Origin of the sequence: Streptomyces sp. NPDC088915, from assembly GCF_044749825.1 — a bacterium.
Taxonomy (GTDB): Bacteria; Actinomycetota; Actinomycetes; order Streptomycetales; family Streptomycetaceae; genus Streptomyces.
On the sequence record NZ_JBIVIR010000006.1, the window covers coordinates 217,835 to 232,358 of the forward strand.

Annotated in this window: 15 protein-coding genes; 8 read left to right on the plus strand and 7 right to left on the minus strand. The window is 73.3% G+C overall.

Going from position 1 to position 14,524, the window contains the following annotated elements:
• Window positions 1-212 precede the first annotated feature (212 nt).
• Window positions 213-707, minus strand: coding sequence for a 2-oxo-4-hydroxy-4-carboxy-5-ureidoimidazoline decarboxylase (locus ACIP5O_RS13500; RefSeq protein ID WP_401292717.1), 495 nt, complete (start codon window positions 705-707; stop codon window positions 213-215).
• A gap of 533 nt (window positions 708-1,240) precedes the next feature.
• Here ACIP5O_RS13500 and ACIP5O_RS13505 point away from each other — a divergent pair.
• The 3 genes from ACIP5O_RS13505 to ACIP5O_RS13515 all read left to right on the plus strand — a co-directional run bounded on the left by ACIP5O_RS13505 (window position 1,241) and on the right by ACIP5O_RS13515 (window position 4,269).
• On the plus strand, window positions 1,241-2,863 hold the full coding sequence (locus ACIP5O_RS13505; protein ID WP_401292352.1) for a glycoside hydrolase family 20 protein: 1,623 nt from the start codon (window positions 1,241-1,243) through the stop codon (window positions 2,861-2,863).
• Window positions 2,864-3,023: 160 nt separating this feature from the next.
• On the plus strand, window positions 3,024-3,626 hold the full coding sequence (locus tag ACIP5O_RS13510) for a DUF4328 domain-containing protein (RefSeq protein WP_401292353.1): 603 nt from the start codon (window positions 3,024-3,026) through the stop codon (window positions 3,624-3,626).
• Between the two features lie 67 nt (window positions 3,627-3,693).
• Window positions 3,694-4,269, plus strand: a complete 576-nt coding sequence (locus ACIP5O_RS13515; protein WP_401292355.1) for a hypothetical protein — start codon at window positions 3,694-3,696, stop codon at window positions 4,267-4,269.
• An 8-nt stretch (window positions 4,270-4,277) separates the two neighbouring features.
• On the opposite strand, the gene ACIP5O_RS13520 is transcribed toward ACIP5O_RS13515, so the two are convergent.
• The 3 genes from ACIP5O_RS13520 to ACIP5O_RS13530 all read right to left on the minus strand — a co-directional run bounded on the left by ACIP5O_RS13520 (window position 4,278) and on the right by ACIP5O_RS13530 (window position 6,215).
• Window positions 4,278-5,027, minus strand: coding sequence for a Clp protease N-terminal domain-containing protein (locus ACIP5O_RS13520; RefSeq protein ID WP_401292358.1), 750 nt, complete (start codon window positions 5,025-5,027; stop codon window positions 4,278-4,280).
• A 485-nt stretch (window positions 5,028-5,512) separates the two neighbouring features.
• Window positions 5,513-5,935, minus strand: coding sequence for a hypothetical protein (locus tag ACIP5O_RS13525; protein ID WP_401292361.1), 423 nt, complete (start codon window positions 5,933-5,935; stop codon window positions 5,513-5,515).
• A 4-nt stretch (window positions 5,936-5,939) separates the two neighbouring features.
• Window positions 5,940-6,215 (minus strand): hypothetical protein, encoded by a 276-nt coding sequence (locus ACIP5O_RS13530; protein ID WP_401292363.1) that lies wholly within the window; start codon window positions 6,213-6,215, stop codon window positions 5,940-5,942.
• A 304-nt stretch (window positions 6,216-6,519) separates the two neighbouring features.
• Between ACIP5O_RS13530 and ACIP5O_RS13535 the strand changes: the two genes are divergently transcribed.
• The 3 genes from ACIP5O_RS13535 to ACIP5O_RS13545 all read left to right on the plus strand — a co-directional run bounded on the left by ACIP5O_RS13535 (window position 6,520) and on the right by ACIP5O_RS13545 (window position 9,171).
• On the plus strand, window positions 6,520-6,927 hold the full coding sequence (locus tag ACIP5O_RS13535) for a hypothetical protein (RefSeq protein ID WP_401292365.1): 408 nt from the start codon (window positions 6,520-6,522) through the stop codon (window positions 6,925-6,927).
• 394 nt (window positions 6,928-7,321) lie between these two features.
• Window positions 7,322-8,002 (plus strand): RNA polymerase sigma factor, encoded by a 681-nt coding sequence (locus ACIP5O_RS13540; RefSeq protein ID WP_401292368.1) that lies wholly within the window; start codon window positions 7,322-7,324, stop codon window positions 8,000-8,002.
• Entirely contained in the window at window positions 8,002-9,171 is a 1,170-nt protein-coding gene (locus ACIP5O_RS13545) for a hypothetical protein (RefSeq protein ID WP_401292370.1), read from the plus strand. The genes ACIP5O_RS13540 and ACIP5O_RS13545 overlap by 1 nt, the downstream gene beginning before the upstream one ends.
• A gap of 193 nt (window positions 9,172-9,364) precedes the next feature.
• On the opposite strand, the gene ACIP5O_RS13550 is transcribed toward ACIP5O_RS13545, so the two are convergent.
• Window positions 9,365-10,345 carry a L,D-transpeptidase family protein gene (locus ACIP5O_RS13550; RefSeq protein WP_401292373.1) on the minus strand — a complete coding sequence of 327 codons (981 nt, stop codon included), beginning with the start codon at window positions 10,343-10,345 and terminating at the stop codon, window positions 9,365-9,367.
• Window positions 10,346-10,484: 139 nt separating this feature from the next.
• On the opposite strand from ACIP5O_RS13550, the gene leuE reads away from it, so the two are divergent.
• Complete coding sequence (gene leuE, locus ACIP5O_RS13555; protein WP_401292376.1) at window positions 10,485-11,141, plus strand: leucine efflux protein LeuE; 657 nt, start codon at window positions 10,485-10,487, stop codon at window positions 11,139-11,141.
• A 60-nt stretch (window positions 11,142-11,201) separates the two neighbouring features.
• Window positions 11,202-12,023 (plus strand): MerR family transcriptional regulator, encoded by an 822-nt coding sequence (locus tag ACIP5O_RS13560; protein WP_401292379.1) that lies wholly within the window; start codon window positions 11,202-11,204, stop codon window positions 12,021-12,023.
• A 24-nt stretch (window positions 12,024-12,047) separates the two neighbouring features.
• Here ACIP5O_RS13560 and ACIP5O_RS13565 read toward each other — a convergent pair whose 3' ends face one another.
• Window positions 12,048-13,433, minus strand: a complete 1,386-nt coding sequence (locus ACIP5O_RS13565; protein WP_401292381.1) for a polysialyltransferase family glycosyltransferase — start codon at window positions 13,431-13,433, stop codon at window positions 12,048-12,050.
• Window positions 13,430-14,461, minus strand: a complete 1,032-nt coding sequence (locus ACIP5O_RS13570; protein WP_401292384.1) for a glycosyltransferase family 2 protein — start codon at window positions 14,459-14,461, stop codon at window positions 13,430-13,432. Before ACIP5O_RS13570 ends, ACIP5O_RS13565 begins: the two co-directional genes overlap by 4 nt.
• Window positions 14,462-14,524 lie beyond the last annotated feature (63 nt).

Genomic DNA, 14,524 nt, shown 5'->3' on the forward strand with positions numbered 1-14,524 from the left:
GGAGCGGGGATCAGGGCCGGCCGGCTTCTCTGTCGGTCTGGCCCGGCCGGGTACGGTCCACCGGCCCCGGTCATCGTAGCGACGAGTTGTCGGTTCGCTCGCGCGGGGTCCATAGGTGTGATCAAACAGGCACGGACGGGCTATCGCACGGGGCGGAATCACCGCATTGCGGACGGAATCACGCTCCGGAGTGTCGGGGCGTGAGCGCACGGTCAGCCCGGGGCCAGCCGGAAGGCCAGGCGGGCGCGGGCGAGCCGGCGCAGTTCCTCGGCCGCGATCACCCGCTCCTCCTCCGGTTCGTTGCCGAGACGTGACCGGATTCCGGCCAGAACCTGGTCGAGCCGCTCGTCGGGACGCACCCCGTCGAGGCTGATCACGAACGCGTGTCCGAAGCTGCTCTCGTACGCGGCGTGCGCGGCCCGCAGCGCGGTCCGGGCGGCCGCCGGGGCGTCGGGGTGCGGCGGCAGGGAGGACTCGGCGGCCAGGGCTCCGTCCAGATCGGCGCGCGACAGGTCGTACCCGGCCTCGTCGGCGGCGGCGAGCAGGGCCTCCACCGTGGGGTAGGGGCGGTGCGCCGCCACCCGTTCGGCCCAGCGGAGGCTGTGGCAGCAGGAGAGCAGCAGGGCCACGGCCTCGGCGGGGGCCGCCGCGTTGAAGCCGACGAGGCCGCCGGGGCGCCGGGGGCGGGAGGACGGCCGACCGGGTATGGCAGGCGTGTCCGTGGAGCCCGGGGTCCGGCAGGTGGCGTGGGTGTCGCTGGTCAGCGTGGGCTCCGGTTACTCCGGGACGGGTGGGGTGGGCGTGACGCAACGTTATCGACGGGACGGGGTAAGTGTCCGACGGATGCGCGATTTTCACCCGGAAGGGAGAGTTTCGGAACATCTGATGGACGCCGGGATTCCGGTCGCCCGCCCGTGGGTGAACACGGGGTGACGATCGCCCGTCCCCGCCGCCGTCGGCGCGACGGGTGCCGCACTTGTTGACGGCGTCCGGGGTTCCGGCGTTCCCTCCGTCGCGGATGCGGGGGTTCCGATCTCGCCGTCCGTCGCGGATGCGGGGTTCCGATCTTGCCGTCCGCTCCGGATGCGTGGGCCTCCTGTTTCGCCGTCCGCTCCGGATGCGTGGGATTCTGGTTTCGCCGTCCGCTCCGGATGCGTGGGCCTCCGGTTTCGCCGTCCGCTCCCTCCCGGACCGTCGCCCGATTGGCCGGACCCTCATCCGTAGGGGAGGATTCCGATTGATGCGGTACTCCATACGGGGGCCCCGACGCGGCCCCGCGCTCCTGGCGACCTCGGTGGCACTGGCCACCGTGGCGGCCTGTTCCGGCGGCGCCGCCCCGGGCCCGTCCGCCGCCCCGTCCCCCGGCTCGGCCACGGCCGCCGCGCCCACCGGCGCGCCGCCCTCGCCGACCCCCACTCCCACGCCGACCAGGACGTATCCGCTCTCCAGCGCGCCCCGCACGGTCCCCGCCGTCCGCGCCCACGAGGCCGCCCGCGGCCCCGGCTGGAAGCCCGCGCCCACGGGCGGGGTCGTCATCGCCGCGAACAGCGGGGGCCTCGCCGACGAGGGGAAGCTGATCGCGGGCGAGCTGGGCGTCCCCTACCGGGGCGCCGTCGCCGCCGGACCCGGGGACGTCGAGCTGGCCCTGGGCGGGACGGGCGCCCCCGAGTCGTACACCCTCGCCGTCCAGGGCGGCCGGGTCCGGATCAGCGGGCCCGACGAGGCCGGGGTCTTCTACGGCACCCGGACCCTCAAGCAGTCGGTGAAGGCGACCGGCGCGATGCCTGAGGGGACGGTGAACGACCGGCCCGCCAAGCCGCAGCGGGGACTGAACGTGGACACCGCCCGCAAGCACTTCACGGCCGGTTGGATCGAGGACCGCATACGCGAGATGGGCGACCTCAAGCTCAACCAGCTCGGGCTGCACTTCTCCGACGACCAGGGCTTCCGGATCGAGTCCGACAGCCACCCCGAGGTGGTCTCCGCCCAGCACCTCACCAAGGCCGAGGTCCGGCGGATCCTCGCCCTCGCCGCCGAGCGGCACGTCACCGTCGTCCCCGAGATCGACTCCCCGGGGCACCTCGGCGCCGTCATCGCCGCCCACCCGGACCTCCAGCTCCGCAGCGCGACCGGCCGGGCCCCGCGCGGCGCCGTCGACATCGCGAACCCGGCGTCGGCGAAGATCGTCGACGACCTGCTGCGCGAGTACTCCCAGCTCTTCCCCGGCGCGTACTGGCACCTCGGCGCCGACGAGTACGTGGCGCTCATGGCGAAGGACCCCGAGGCCACCTACCCGGCGCTGGCACGGGCGGCGAAGGCGAAGTACGGGCCCTCCGGCCGGGTCCAGGACCTGGCCACCGGCTGGCTCAACGACCGCGCGGCCGTCGTCCGCCCCACCGGCAAGACGCTCAAGGCCTGGAACGACGGCTTCTTCACGGGCGGGGTCGTGAACGCGGCCGACGACCTGGAGGTCGAGTACTGGACGGGCAAGGAGTTCGGCGCCCGGCAGCCCGTCTCGTACCTGAGCCAGGGCCGGAAGATGGTCAACCTCAACGACGAGTACCTCTACTACGTCCTCGGCGAGCCCAACGACTTTGCGTACCCCACCGGCCGCCGGATCTACGAGCAGTGGACCCCGCTCGTCGTGCGCGGCACCGCCCCCGTCCCGGCGAAGTACGACCCCCAGATCCTCGGCGCCCGGTTCGCCGTCTGGTGCGACCTGGCGAACTCCCAGACCCCGGCCCAGGTCGCGGCCGGCATCCGGCTCCCCCTGGCGGCCCTCTCCCAGAAGCTCTGGAACCCGGCGAAACCGACGGCGAGCTGGGACCAGTTCCGGGCGCTCGCGGAGCGGGTGCGCGGCTGAGCCGGGCTTTTGACGTGGACGTAGCGACTTCGCAACGCGTACGTTCCCCCGGCGGCGGTCGCACGGCCGCCACCGGCGCCTCGGGGAGGGGCGCCGACCTTCCCCGGGGGGGACCCGCACCTTCATGCTCCGCAATCCGACCGGCCTTTCGCATGCCGTCGTGGCCCTGCTCGCCGGCAACATCGCCTTCGACGTGCTGCTCGCCGTGTTCGAGCTCCGCTTCCTGCTGACCGACGCCACCACGGACTTCTTCGACCCGGCCGTCTTCGGCGCCCTCGACCTGAACACGGCCTACGACTTCGCGTACCTGGTGTACGTGGCGACCGGGGTCGTCTTCATCGTCTGGTTCCACCGGCTGCGGAAGAACGCCGAGGTCTGGGCCGGCGACCTCCAGGGCCGGAAGCCCGGCTGGGCCATCGGCGGCTGGCTCATCCCCCTTGCCAACCTGTGGATCCCGCGGGGGATCGCCGCCGACATCTGGCGGGCCAGCCGTTGGCAGCCGTACGCCGCCGACGGCGCCCGGGAGCTGGCGCTCCTCAACGCCTGGTGGACGCTCTGGGTCGCCGACAGGGTCGTGGAAAGGATCGCCACCCAGCTCTACAAGCGGGCCGAGACCGCCGACGCCTACACCGTCGCGGCCTCCTTCTCCTTCGGCGGCTGCCTGCTCGACATCGCCGCCGCCGTCTTCGCGATCCTCTTCGTCCGGCGCCTCACCTCTATGCAGCATGCCAAGGCCACTGGCATGATTCCGGCCACACAGTGACGAAAAGGCGACACCCCGCGACGTAAGGGGAACCGCCGCGTCCACATCGGGTGGCGAGGAGGCGTCCATGACGTCGGGGAAGCCGGAGAACGACCGGAGCCTGCGGGAGCTGATCGACGGGGCCGACGAGCGGGGCCTGGCCGCGGCCGGCCTCGCCTGTCTCGACCGCTGCCTCCCGCTGCTCGCCGCCGACCGGGGCGACGCCCTGCGGCCCGCCTGGGCGGCCGTCGCGCGCGCCGACGGCGCGGCGTGGGGCGAGGCCGTCGCCGAGGCCCGCGTCGAGCTGGACGCCGAGGGCGGCGGGGAGGCGGCGGAGGCCGTGCGCGGCATGCTGGCCGCCGCCCCCGGGGACTGGTCCCCGGAGTCCCTGCGCGCCTGGGTCGGCGCCTGCTCCGGCACCGCCCTCGCCCTGCACGGACGGTACGACGCGGCCGGCGCCGACGAGGGTCTCGTCGAGCGCTGCCGCGCCGGGGACGCCGAGGGCGCGGGCCCGCTGCTCGCCGGGGAGCTCCGCCGCCAGCGGGCCGTCCTCGAATCGGTCGCCCACGGCCCGACCGGACTGCGCCGGGCCCGCGAGCTCTCCGTCGAGGGCGGCCGGGTGCTGCGCGCGGTCGTCTCGCGCCGGGCCCGCACCACCGCCTGAGGGGACGGTCAGGCCTCCGTCCCCGGCTCGGGGGCCTTGATCGCGATCGAGGCGACCGTCTCGGCGATCTCCCGCTCCGCCGTCGCCTTGTCGAGACCGAGCCCGCTCAGCACGCCCTGCCCGTCCTCGTGCTCCAGGAGCGCGAGCAGGACGTGCTCGGTGCCCACGTAGTGGTGCCCGAGGCGCAGGGCCTCGCGGAACGTCAGCTCCAGGACCTTCTTCGCCGCCGCGTCGTACGGCACGAGCGCGGGCGGCTCCTCGACGGCCGGCGGCAGGGTCGCGGCCGCGGCCTCGCGCACCCGCTCCAGGGGCACGCCCCGCGAGGTGATCCAGTGCGCCGCGAGCCCCTCGGGCTCGGCGAGCAGGCCGAGCACCAGGTGGGAGGGGGTGATCTCGGCGTTGCCGACGGCCGTGGCCTCGTTCTGGGAGGCCATGACCACGTTGCGCGCGCGGGGCGTGAAGCGGCTGAACCCGGCGTTCGGGTCCATCTTCTCGGCGTCGGGGTCCTTGGGCACGAACCGCTTCTGGGCGGCCTGCCGGGTGACGCCCATGCTGCGGCCGATGTCGGTCCAGGAGGCGCCGGAGCGCCGGGCCTGGTCCACGAAGTGACCGATGAGGTGGTCGGCGACGTCGCCGAGGTGGTCCGCCGCCATGACCGCGCCGGAGAGCTGCTCCAGGGCGTTCGGGTGGACCTTCTTGATGGCTTCGATGAGTTCGTCGAGACGGACGGGAACGGTCGGACCGACTGGATTCGTCATGAGGCAACCCTAGGTTGACACCCCAGCAGTGTCAACCGTCGGTTGACATGCGCGAGGGATCGCGCCTCTTCGTACTGCTCGATCGAGTGGGGTGACGGGCACCATTCCGTACTCGGCCTTCGCTCTGGCGAACGGCCCGACGTCGAGTTTGCCCGCCTTGGGCGCATGGACAGCGAGTGACCTGACCACGCCTTGCCTTTGACGGGTTCGGGCCGCTCGGCCGCTATCCCGACATCCCTGCCGCCCCACGACGGAGCGCGTCCGGGCTCGCGGTGAGAAATCTGTCCGCCGGAGTGGTGGATCGCTGTCGGCGGCCCGGCCGGGTCGGCAATCAAACGTGGCGCCCCCGCTGGGCCGAGTCGGTAACGACGTCCTGCTCACACTCGCAGGTCGGGGGAGGGTGAACGGACGGGCTGGAGGGCGTGCGCCGGGCCGACTGGAGTTGCCGACCATGCTGGCCGTCGAGGTGCGTCCCGGTGGTGCGGTTACAGGTCCGCGTGCTTCAGGAACAGCGCGAGATCGCTGTCGCGGACCCGGGGAACTCCTTGCGGGTGCTGGTTCGTCAGCGCCGCAAGCGGAACCGGGGAACGGTGAAGAGCCCGCGTCGCGTCCCGATCGAGCGAGGCCCGGAACCTCCACGGGTACTGGACGTCGCCAGTCACCTCGAAGGGTTCGTCCTCGACCTCCGCAACGGCGGCCACTTCTTTCACCGGAGCGGCGAAGTAGATCCAGATGCGGTCCCCAGGGGTCATACGGCGCTGCCGCGCCAACCACCACTCCTGGCTAGGAGCGGTCTCGGCAAGCTCCAGTACCCGGTCCTTGCTGGAGAGGCCCCCATCCGCGGTCATTTCTGTGGGTTTCAGAATGAACAGCCAGTCACGAATGTCGAGTCTCCCCTTCAAAACCAACGGATCAGGATGTTTCGTACGTGGTCGGAAGGGCCCCAGCCACGCACCCAGGACACCATCCGCCGCTCTCGCGCCAGGAACGCTCTTCGTTCTGCGTGGACAGTGCCTTGGCGTACCGGTGCAGTGTGCAGGCCAGGGCGTAGGTGCTCTCTTCCCTGCGGATGACCTGAGCATGGTCTTTCGGATGGTCGTAGACGAGGTCCCATCCAATGATCACGGACGGGCCGATGGCATCGACGCGGCGGCGCCCGTCACTGCTGACATGGATGGTGCGCTTCATGCGTCCCCCTCCGGTCCCTACGTCGCCTGGCGTCGAGGAACGAACGGCGTACATCGGAACGATGAATGTACCCGGTGATCCGGGAGCCAACTGCGTTTCATCGACGCGGATATCGCCGGATACGCGGGTCCTCGACCTGAAGGCGGAGCTTTGTCGATCGTAGGGCGCATACATGAGGCCGTATCGACGACGGTGCGTGATGCTGTGACGCGGTCTGGGGCCAGGTCGTGCGGGTTCGTCCGGCACTGGCAAGCCGGGCCGACTCGCCATGGACAGTTCGGAGTGGCCCAGTAGCCTTGGGTGGGTGCATGTCGCCTCTCGTTTGTATCGACAGTTCTGCCGTCTTCCTCCGATCCTCCAGGGCCTCCTTTGGGTTGCCCTCTTCCTGGCCCTCCTCAATTCGGTGTGGGGGCTCTGGAACGGAGGCACGGGCAGGCAGCCGGGAGGGCCGGACGGGAAGGGTTCGCTGAGCGCCTACGACCACGGCTACTCGATCACGAGAACAGTGCTGACCAACAACTCGATCACGCTTGAGATCCCGGGTACCGGATCAAGGGCTGCTCAGGACGCCCTCCTCAGGAACTGCCGACACGTCGTGCAGCGGATCATGGCGGGAGGAGATGTGCCCACGGGTTTCTACTCGTCGCCCGACGAGTGGCACCGCGGCTGCACCGACTATCTGGCCGAGTGGTTCGCCCAGCGAGACCGGTAACAGCGTTCCGGAGTGGCGACGCGGGGCCTTGGCTCGGCGAGGATCGAGCGAACGACCGGACACGTTGACCACCGGTGGTCACACGGAAGGACCGTGCCCTGGGTATCGCCCGCTCGAAGAAGAAAAGGAGAGACGACCGGGGCCGCCACCCCCCACAGGAGAGGCCCCGGTCGTCCTCCACGGAGCCGCAGCACGGCTCCGTACTCCTTTCAGCGCCGGGAGTGCGCTTTCTGTCACACCGTCTCCGGGCACTGGAAGGTTGCAAGTTGTACAAGGGACGGACACCGCGTGGACGCGGCGCCGGAGCACCACGTAGCGTGCTGGTGCGTGAGGCAGCGTGACGGCGGTGACCAGCCGTGACGAGACGGCGCGATCGACGAACAGGGTTTGGGGAGTGCTGGGGGACGACGCGGAGCTGACGGCCGCGGTGCTCGCCGCACAGCAGGGGGACGAGGACGCCTTCCGTGCTGTGTATCGCGCCGTGCACCCCCGGCTGCTCGGCTACATACGCACACTGGTCGGCGACACCGACGCGGAGGACGTGGCCTCCGAGGCCTGGCTCCAGATCGCGCGCGACCTCGACCGCTTCGGCGGCGACGCGGACCGCTTCCGCGGCTGGGCCGCCCGGATCGCCCGCAACCGCGCCCTCGACCACATACGGATGCGCGGCCGGCGCCCCGTCGTCGGCGCCGACGAGACCGAACTCACCGACAAGCCCGCCGAGTCCGACACCGCGAGCGAGGCCCTGGAGGCCCTGGCCACCGGCCACACCATGGACCTGATCGCCCGGCTCCCGCAGGACCAGGCCGAGGCCGTCGTCCTGCGCGTCGTCGTCGGCCTGGACGCCAAGAGCGCCGCCGACACCCTGGGCAAGCGCCCCGGCGCCGTGCGCACCGCCGCGCACCGCGGCCTCAAGAGGCTCGCCGAGCTCCTCGGCGTCGAAGGCGCACCGGACGGCGCCGGCGGGGCCGTCGTCCCCCTGGACGGCGTGCCTCCGCAGCGCGGCAGGACACCGGGACCCGTGGGGCCCGGCGGTGTGACGCAATGGCGTCCGCGTACGCAGAAGGACATGTGATGGCCGACGAGCGGTACCAGTGGCTCGACGAGGAGGCCGCGGAGCGACTGCTCCGCGGCGATCCCGTCGACCCCGTCGGCCCCGCCGACGACCTCGCGCGCCCGCGGGCCGGCCGCCTCGCGGAGGCCCTCGACGCGATCCGCGCCCCGGCCGCGGAGGACGGACTGCCGGGAGAGGCCGCGGCCCTCGCCGCCTTCCGCGAGGCCACGGCGGCCCGCGCCGCCGCCTCCGCGGCAGGGAGCGCGTCCGGGAGCGTGCCCGGGAGCACCGCCGACCTCGGCCGGGTGCGGCTCGCGCGGCCCGTCGCCGCCCCGCGCCGCTGGGGCCGCTCCGCGCGCTACGGCCTCGCCGCCGCGGTCGCCGCCGTCGCCGTCGGCGGGGTCGCCGTCGCCGCGGGCACCGGCGCCCTCCCGCTGGTGGGACCCGCCCCCGCCCGCTCCGTCTCCGCCGGGGACACCGCGCGGCCGCTCGTCTCGCCGGAGCCCGGCGGCACGCGCGAGGACCCCGGGATACCCGGGCCCCCGCCGCCCGTCGACGGCCGCACGCCCGGCGCGACCCCCTCCGCCGGTACGGGCTCCACGGCACCGGCCGCCCCGGCCCCGGACGGGGAGGGTGCGAACCGGCCGAAGCGGGACGCCCCGGAGCCCGGCCGGAGCACGGCGGACCCGCACGGGACCCCGCGCCCGGACCGCACGGACGACCGGGACCGGGACGGGAACGAGAACGGCGGCGGTACGGACCTCCGGGAGAGGGCCGTCGAGGCCTGCCGGGCCTACCGGTCGGGAAAGCTCGACGACGGGCGCCGCCGCCTGCTCACGGAGACCCTGCGCAACGGCGAGACCCTGCGCCGCTACTGCGACCGCCTCCTCGCCGGCGCCCCCGGGGACACCTCCGGGGACGGCGCGAAGGACGGCTCGGACCCCGGCTCCGGGGACGGCTCCGGGAACCGGCCGGGCGACGGCTCCGAGGGCGGCTCGAAGGGCGACGGCAGGGGCGACGGGAAGGGCGACGGGAAGGGCGGCAGCAGGGGCGACGGCTCCTGGGGCAGGGGCCGGGACGGCCGCGGCACCCCCCGGACCTCGGCGGAGACCCTCGCCGGACCGGCCGCCACGGACCCCGCGGAGCTCCCGGGGACGGGCGCGACGACGCGCCTCCCGCTCGCGGTGTAACACTTTCCGGCCCACCGGCGCAGTACGTAATGCCGACTGGTCATCGGCCGCGCGATGAGCCGGGGTTCCCCCCGTACCTACGGCTCGGCGCACCCGGCGCGGGTGGGACACGTTCCCCCGGTCCCACCCGCGCCCTCTCTCCTCCCCGCCCCTGTCGGGGGACTCCCCGCCCCTGCCAGTGGGCTCCCCGTCCCTACCAGTGGACGACGACCTTGTCCCCGACCTTCACCTGGTCGAAGAGGGCCGCGAGCTTGGCCCGGTCCCGGACGTTGACGCAGCCGTGCGAGGCCCCCGCGTAGCCGCGGGCCGCGAAGTCCGCCGAGTAGTGCACGGCCTGGCCGCCGCTGAAGAACATCGCGTACGGCATGGGCGTGTGGTAGATCGTCGACGTCCACTCGCGGGCCTTCCAGCCCACGCTGAACGTGCCCTCGCGGGTCGGGGTGTTCTCCGAGCCGAAGCGGACGTCCATCGACGAGACGACCTTGCCGTCGATCATCCAGGCGAGGGTCCGGCTCTCCTTGCTGATGCAGAGCACCCGGCCGGTCATGCACGCCGGGGCCGGGGCGTCCAGGGCGTTGGTGGTCGACGGCTTCAGCTCGTCGGCGGTCGGCTTCCGGCTGGCGCCGAGCAGCCGCTGCCAGGTGGCCTCGTCGACCGAACCGGTGGCGGCCAGCCCCTGCTTCTTCTGGAAGCCCCTGACCGAACCCGCCGTCATCGTCCCGTAGAAGCCGGTGGGGGCGCGGTCGAAGAACTTCAGCTGCCGCAGCCGCGCCTGGAGCTCGCGCACCTGCTCGTTCTCGTCCCCGTCCTTCAGGAGGACCGGGGACGCCGACGTCCCGTCGGAGGCCGAGCCGGAGGGCTCCGGCGTGGGGAAGGTGGGGGAGGCGGAGGGCGCCTTGCCGTCGTCCGTGGGAGAGGCCTCGGGGGTGGCGGACCCCGACTCCGACTCCGAGGGCGACGCGGTCGCGGACGTGGACGCCGATGCCGATGCCGACGGCTGTGCCGAGGAGCTGCCCGAAGGGCCCGCGCCGCCGCCGGCCCCGGCGCTCCCCGTGCCGGCCGCCTGGGCCGTACAGCCCGCGGCGAGCGCCACCGAGACCGCCGCCAGCACCACTCTGCGCACGACACCTCTGCGTACGACACCTCTGCGCACGACGGTCGAAGACCGCTTCATCGTTGCCCCCCGGGAAACTCGTCTGTACGTAGAGGGATGCTTCCCGCGCGCGCGTGGTTGCGCACCACGGCCGGAAATCGCCCTTCCGCGATGCGAAACGCGCGGGCGGAACGTCGTACGCGCGTGCGACACTCCGCCCATGCTGGGTGTCACCGATCTGCCGACCTACCTCGCCGGGCTCGTCCTCATCATCCTCCTGCCCGGACCGAACTCGCTCTACGTCCTGTCCGTCGCCGCCCGCAAGGGCACCCGGACCGGATACAAGGCCGCCGCCGGCGTCTTCACCGGCGACACGGTCCTCATGACCCTGGCCGCCCTCGGCGCGGCCTCCCTCCTCCAGACCACCCCGGTCCTCTTCATGATCGTGAAGTACGCGGGCGCCGGATACCTGGCCTGGATGGCGTACGGGATGCTGCGCGCGGCCCGGTCGATGTGGCGCTCCCGCGAGGAGACGGCCGCCGAGGAGTCCCCGGCCGCCGCGGCGGCCCCCGCCGAGCGCCCGTACCGGCGCGCGCTGGTCATCAGCCTCTTCAACCCGAAGGCGATCCTCTTTCTGATCTCCTTCTTCGTGCAGTTCGTGGACCCCGGCTACGCCTACCCGGCGCTCTCCTTCCTGGTCCTCGGCACCCTGCTCCAGCTCGGCAGCTTCCTCTACCTCACGACTCTCATCTTCGGCGGCACCCGCCTCTCCGCCGCCTTCCGCCGCCGCAGGCGCCTCTCCGCCGGCGCGACCTCGGCCGCCGGCGCCCTCTTCCTCGGCTTCGCCGCGAAGCTCTCGCTCAGCAGCGCCGCCTGACCCCGTCCACCGGCACCGGTTGACCCTCACACCGTGTGAGGCCGTTCCGTAGGGGGCGTCATGTTCACCATCGGAGACTTCGCCCGGCACGGGCGGGTGTCGGTCCGGATGCTGCGTCACTACGACGCCGTCGGACTGCTGCGCCCGGCCCGGGTCGACCCGCACACGGGCTACCGCTTCTACGCGGCGGACCAGCTGGCCCGGCTCAACCGCGTCATCGCGCTCAAGGACCTCGGCTTCACCCTCGAACAGGTGGGGGCCGTCCTCGACGAGCGAATCGACGCGGACGAGCTGCGGGGCATGCTGCGCCTGCGCCAGGCCGAGCTGGAGACGGCCCTGGCGGAGGCGCGGACCCGGCTCGACCGGGTCGGCGCGCGGCTCCGTGCCATCGAGAGCGAGGGACGCGTGTCCACCCAGGAAGTCGTCGTCAAGAAGATCCCCGCCGTCCGGATCGCCGAACTGAGCGCGGTCGCCGCGAGCTTCGGCCCGCAGGACATCGGCCCCGTCATCGGCCCGCTGTACGACGAGCTGTGCGGCCGGCTCGAAGGCGCGGGCGTCACCGGCTTCGGCCCGGCCGTCGCGTACTACGAGGACGCGGGCCGGGGCGACGGCTCGGTCGTCGTCCACGCGGGGACGACCGTCCCCGAGGGCACGGCGGCGGAGGGCGTCCTCGTGCACGTCCTGCCCGGCGTCGAGGAGGCGGCGACCGTCGTCCACCACGGCGCGATGGACGACGTCCTGCCGACCGCGCAGACCCTGGCGACCTGGATCGACGCCAACGGCTACGCCTCCGCCGGGTACGCCCGCGAGCTGTACCTGGAGTGCCCGGAGGACCCGGCGCGCTGGGTGACCGAGCTCCAGGAGCCGGTCGTCCGCGCCTGATCCCCTTCCGGCTCCCTCAGGCGGCTACCTCTTCAGCGCCCTGCGCAGCCGCAGCGCCCGCCGGGCCAGCCGGCGGACCTGCGGGTGCCGGGGGAGGGGCAGGCCGCCGGGGAGGCCCAGGACGGTGAGGCGGCGGCGGGTGAAGTGGTGCCGGGTGCGCTCGGCGAGCGGCCCCGACAGGTGCCGTACCGCCGCCGTCCGCAGCTCCGGCCGGATCTTCGGCTGCATCGCGAAGCCGACCGCCGCGACCAGGTCGTTCAGCTCCTCCGTACCGATCCCGGAGCCGCCGCCCGCCGTACCGCCGCCCGCCGGGTCGCCGCCCGCCGGGTCGCCGCCCGCCGGGTCGTCGAGCGGCGGGACGACCGCGTCCACCACCGTGAGCGGGATCCGGTTGCTGTTCTGGAACGGGGTGAGCCGCTCCAGGAGGGGGCGGGTGCCGACCCGGGCGACCGGCAGGCCGTAGAAGGTGCGCGCGGTGAGCAGCGCCGTCGAGAAGCAGCCGACGACGAGGGCGGGCCGCAGCTCGCGGTAGAGCACCTCAGCGAGGACGGGCCGGTCCTCGACCGTCAGCTCCGCGCCCAGCTCCTCCGCCGCGCGCACCAGCGCCCGCGACCAGGCGTCCGGGGCCGTCGGGTGCGGTTTGAAGACGAGCCGCCGGTGGCCCAGGGCGACCGCGCCCCGCACCATCCGCAGGTGCAGCTCCTCCTCCTCGGCGGCGGTCAGCAGGTTCAGGGCCGCCAGGTACTGGCCCAGGAGCAGCACCGGGCCCTCCTCCGCCGCCGGGCCCTCCGCCGGGGACGGGCCCGCCAGCTCCTCGACGCACTTCGTGAACGCCTCCACCGGTACGGCCTCCGGCACCGCCCCGAACTCCCCGAGCAGCAGCGGCGCGAGCCCCGGGACCAGGTCCAGGTGGAGCAGCCGGGAGACCCGGCCGCCGATCAGCGGGTCGATCTTGTTGCGGGTCGGCCCGTAGCTCATCAGCCCGTCCGCGTACACCGTGATCGGCGCCTCGGGGAGGAGCTGCGCGATGGCGAGCGCGGGCGTCACCTGGATCGACTCCAGGGCCAGTTCGACCCGGTCGTCGCCGAGGTCCCAGAGCCTGCGCAGATGGCGCTGGAGGAGGGGGAGGTCGCTCGCGCGGGGGGTCCAGCCGCCCGGGTGGAGCGGGGAGATCGTCTCGTTCCAGGAGAGGACGGAGTCGAAGCGGCCGCGCAGCCGCGCGAACCCCTCGGCCTCGTCGAGCGCGGGCGTCGTCTCCGGCACCGGCGCGTTGTTGGTGACCAGGAGGATCCGGCGGTCGGCGGATCCGAAGCAGCCGCTGTCGATCGCGGCGGCGAGCGTCACCGCCCCGTAGAGGGTGGAGGCGCAGAAGATCTGGGTGGTGCGGCGGGGGCGCGTACGGGAACTCATGCCGCGACCTCCGGCTCCGGGTTCGGCTTCGGGGACGAGGAGTCGGGACCCGCCGGTGTCGGCGGTGGGGCCGGCCTCCGCCTCCGCAGCCTGCGCAGCAGCGTCGCGCGGTCCCCGCCCATCGCGGTCAGGGCCTCGTCGAGGACGTCCTGCGGCATCCGGCGCAGCGCCCCCGCGCTCATCGCCCGCGCCTGCCGCGCCACCGCCGGCTCGAACTTCCCGATCGAGCCGATGTGGTGGGAGATCACCGCGCAATAGGTGCGCACGGCTTTCGGGAGGAGACGGTCCGCGTCCCGGTCCCGTGCCGTTTCCTCGATCACCTGGTCGAAAGCGCGGATGAAGTCCAATTGCCTGACGTCGCCGATCTGCGTGAGGGAGGTCGCCACTCCGCGCCGGTAGAACACGCCGAGTTCCCCGACCGCCGCGAACGATTCCGCCTCGCGGTGCAGCCGCCAGATCCACGGCCGGTCCTCGGCCGTCCGCAGGCCGGGCGTGAAGTGCAGCAGGCCCCGGTCCAGGAGCCGCCGGTGGTAGATCCCGGCCCAGGCGTACGGGTAGTCGACGGAGGTCGTCCGGTGCGCCGGCAGGATCGCGTCCCGCGGGCGCAGCACCTCGCCGCGCCGGGGGACCGGTGCCCGGCGCACCCCGCGCTCGCGGCCGGTCACCGAGACGTGGTCGGTGCGCAGGAAGTCGCAGCCCAGCTCCTCGGCGGTGGCGACGAGGCGGCCGTAATAACCCGGGGCGAGCCAGTCGTCCCCGTCGAGGAAGGCGACGTACGTGCCGCGGGCGGCGTCGAGTCCGGTGTTCCGGGCCGTGGCGAGGCCCTCGTTGCGCGCGTGCCGGAGCAGGACGGCGCCCGGGATCTCGCGCGCGGCCCGTTCGAGGAGCTCCGGGGTCCCGTCCGACGAGCAGTCGTCGACAAGCAGGAACTCGAAGTCCTCGCGGGTGTTGGCCCGCAGGCTCGTGAGGGTGTCGGGGGCGTATGTCTGCACGTTGAAGAACGGCACGACGACGGAGAGCTTGACCACGCGGCCGACGCTAGGCGCCGGCCCGGCATTCCCACCGACCGGCGGGGGGATGTCCGGTGAACA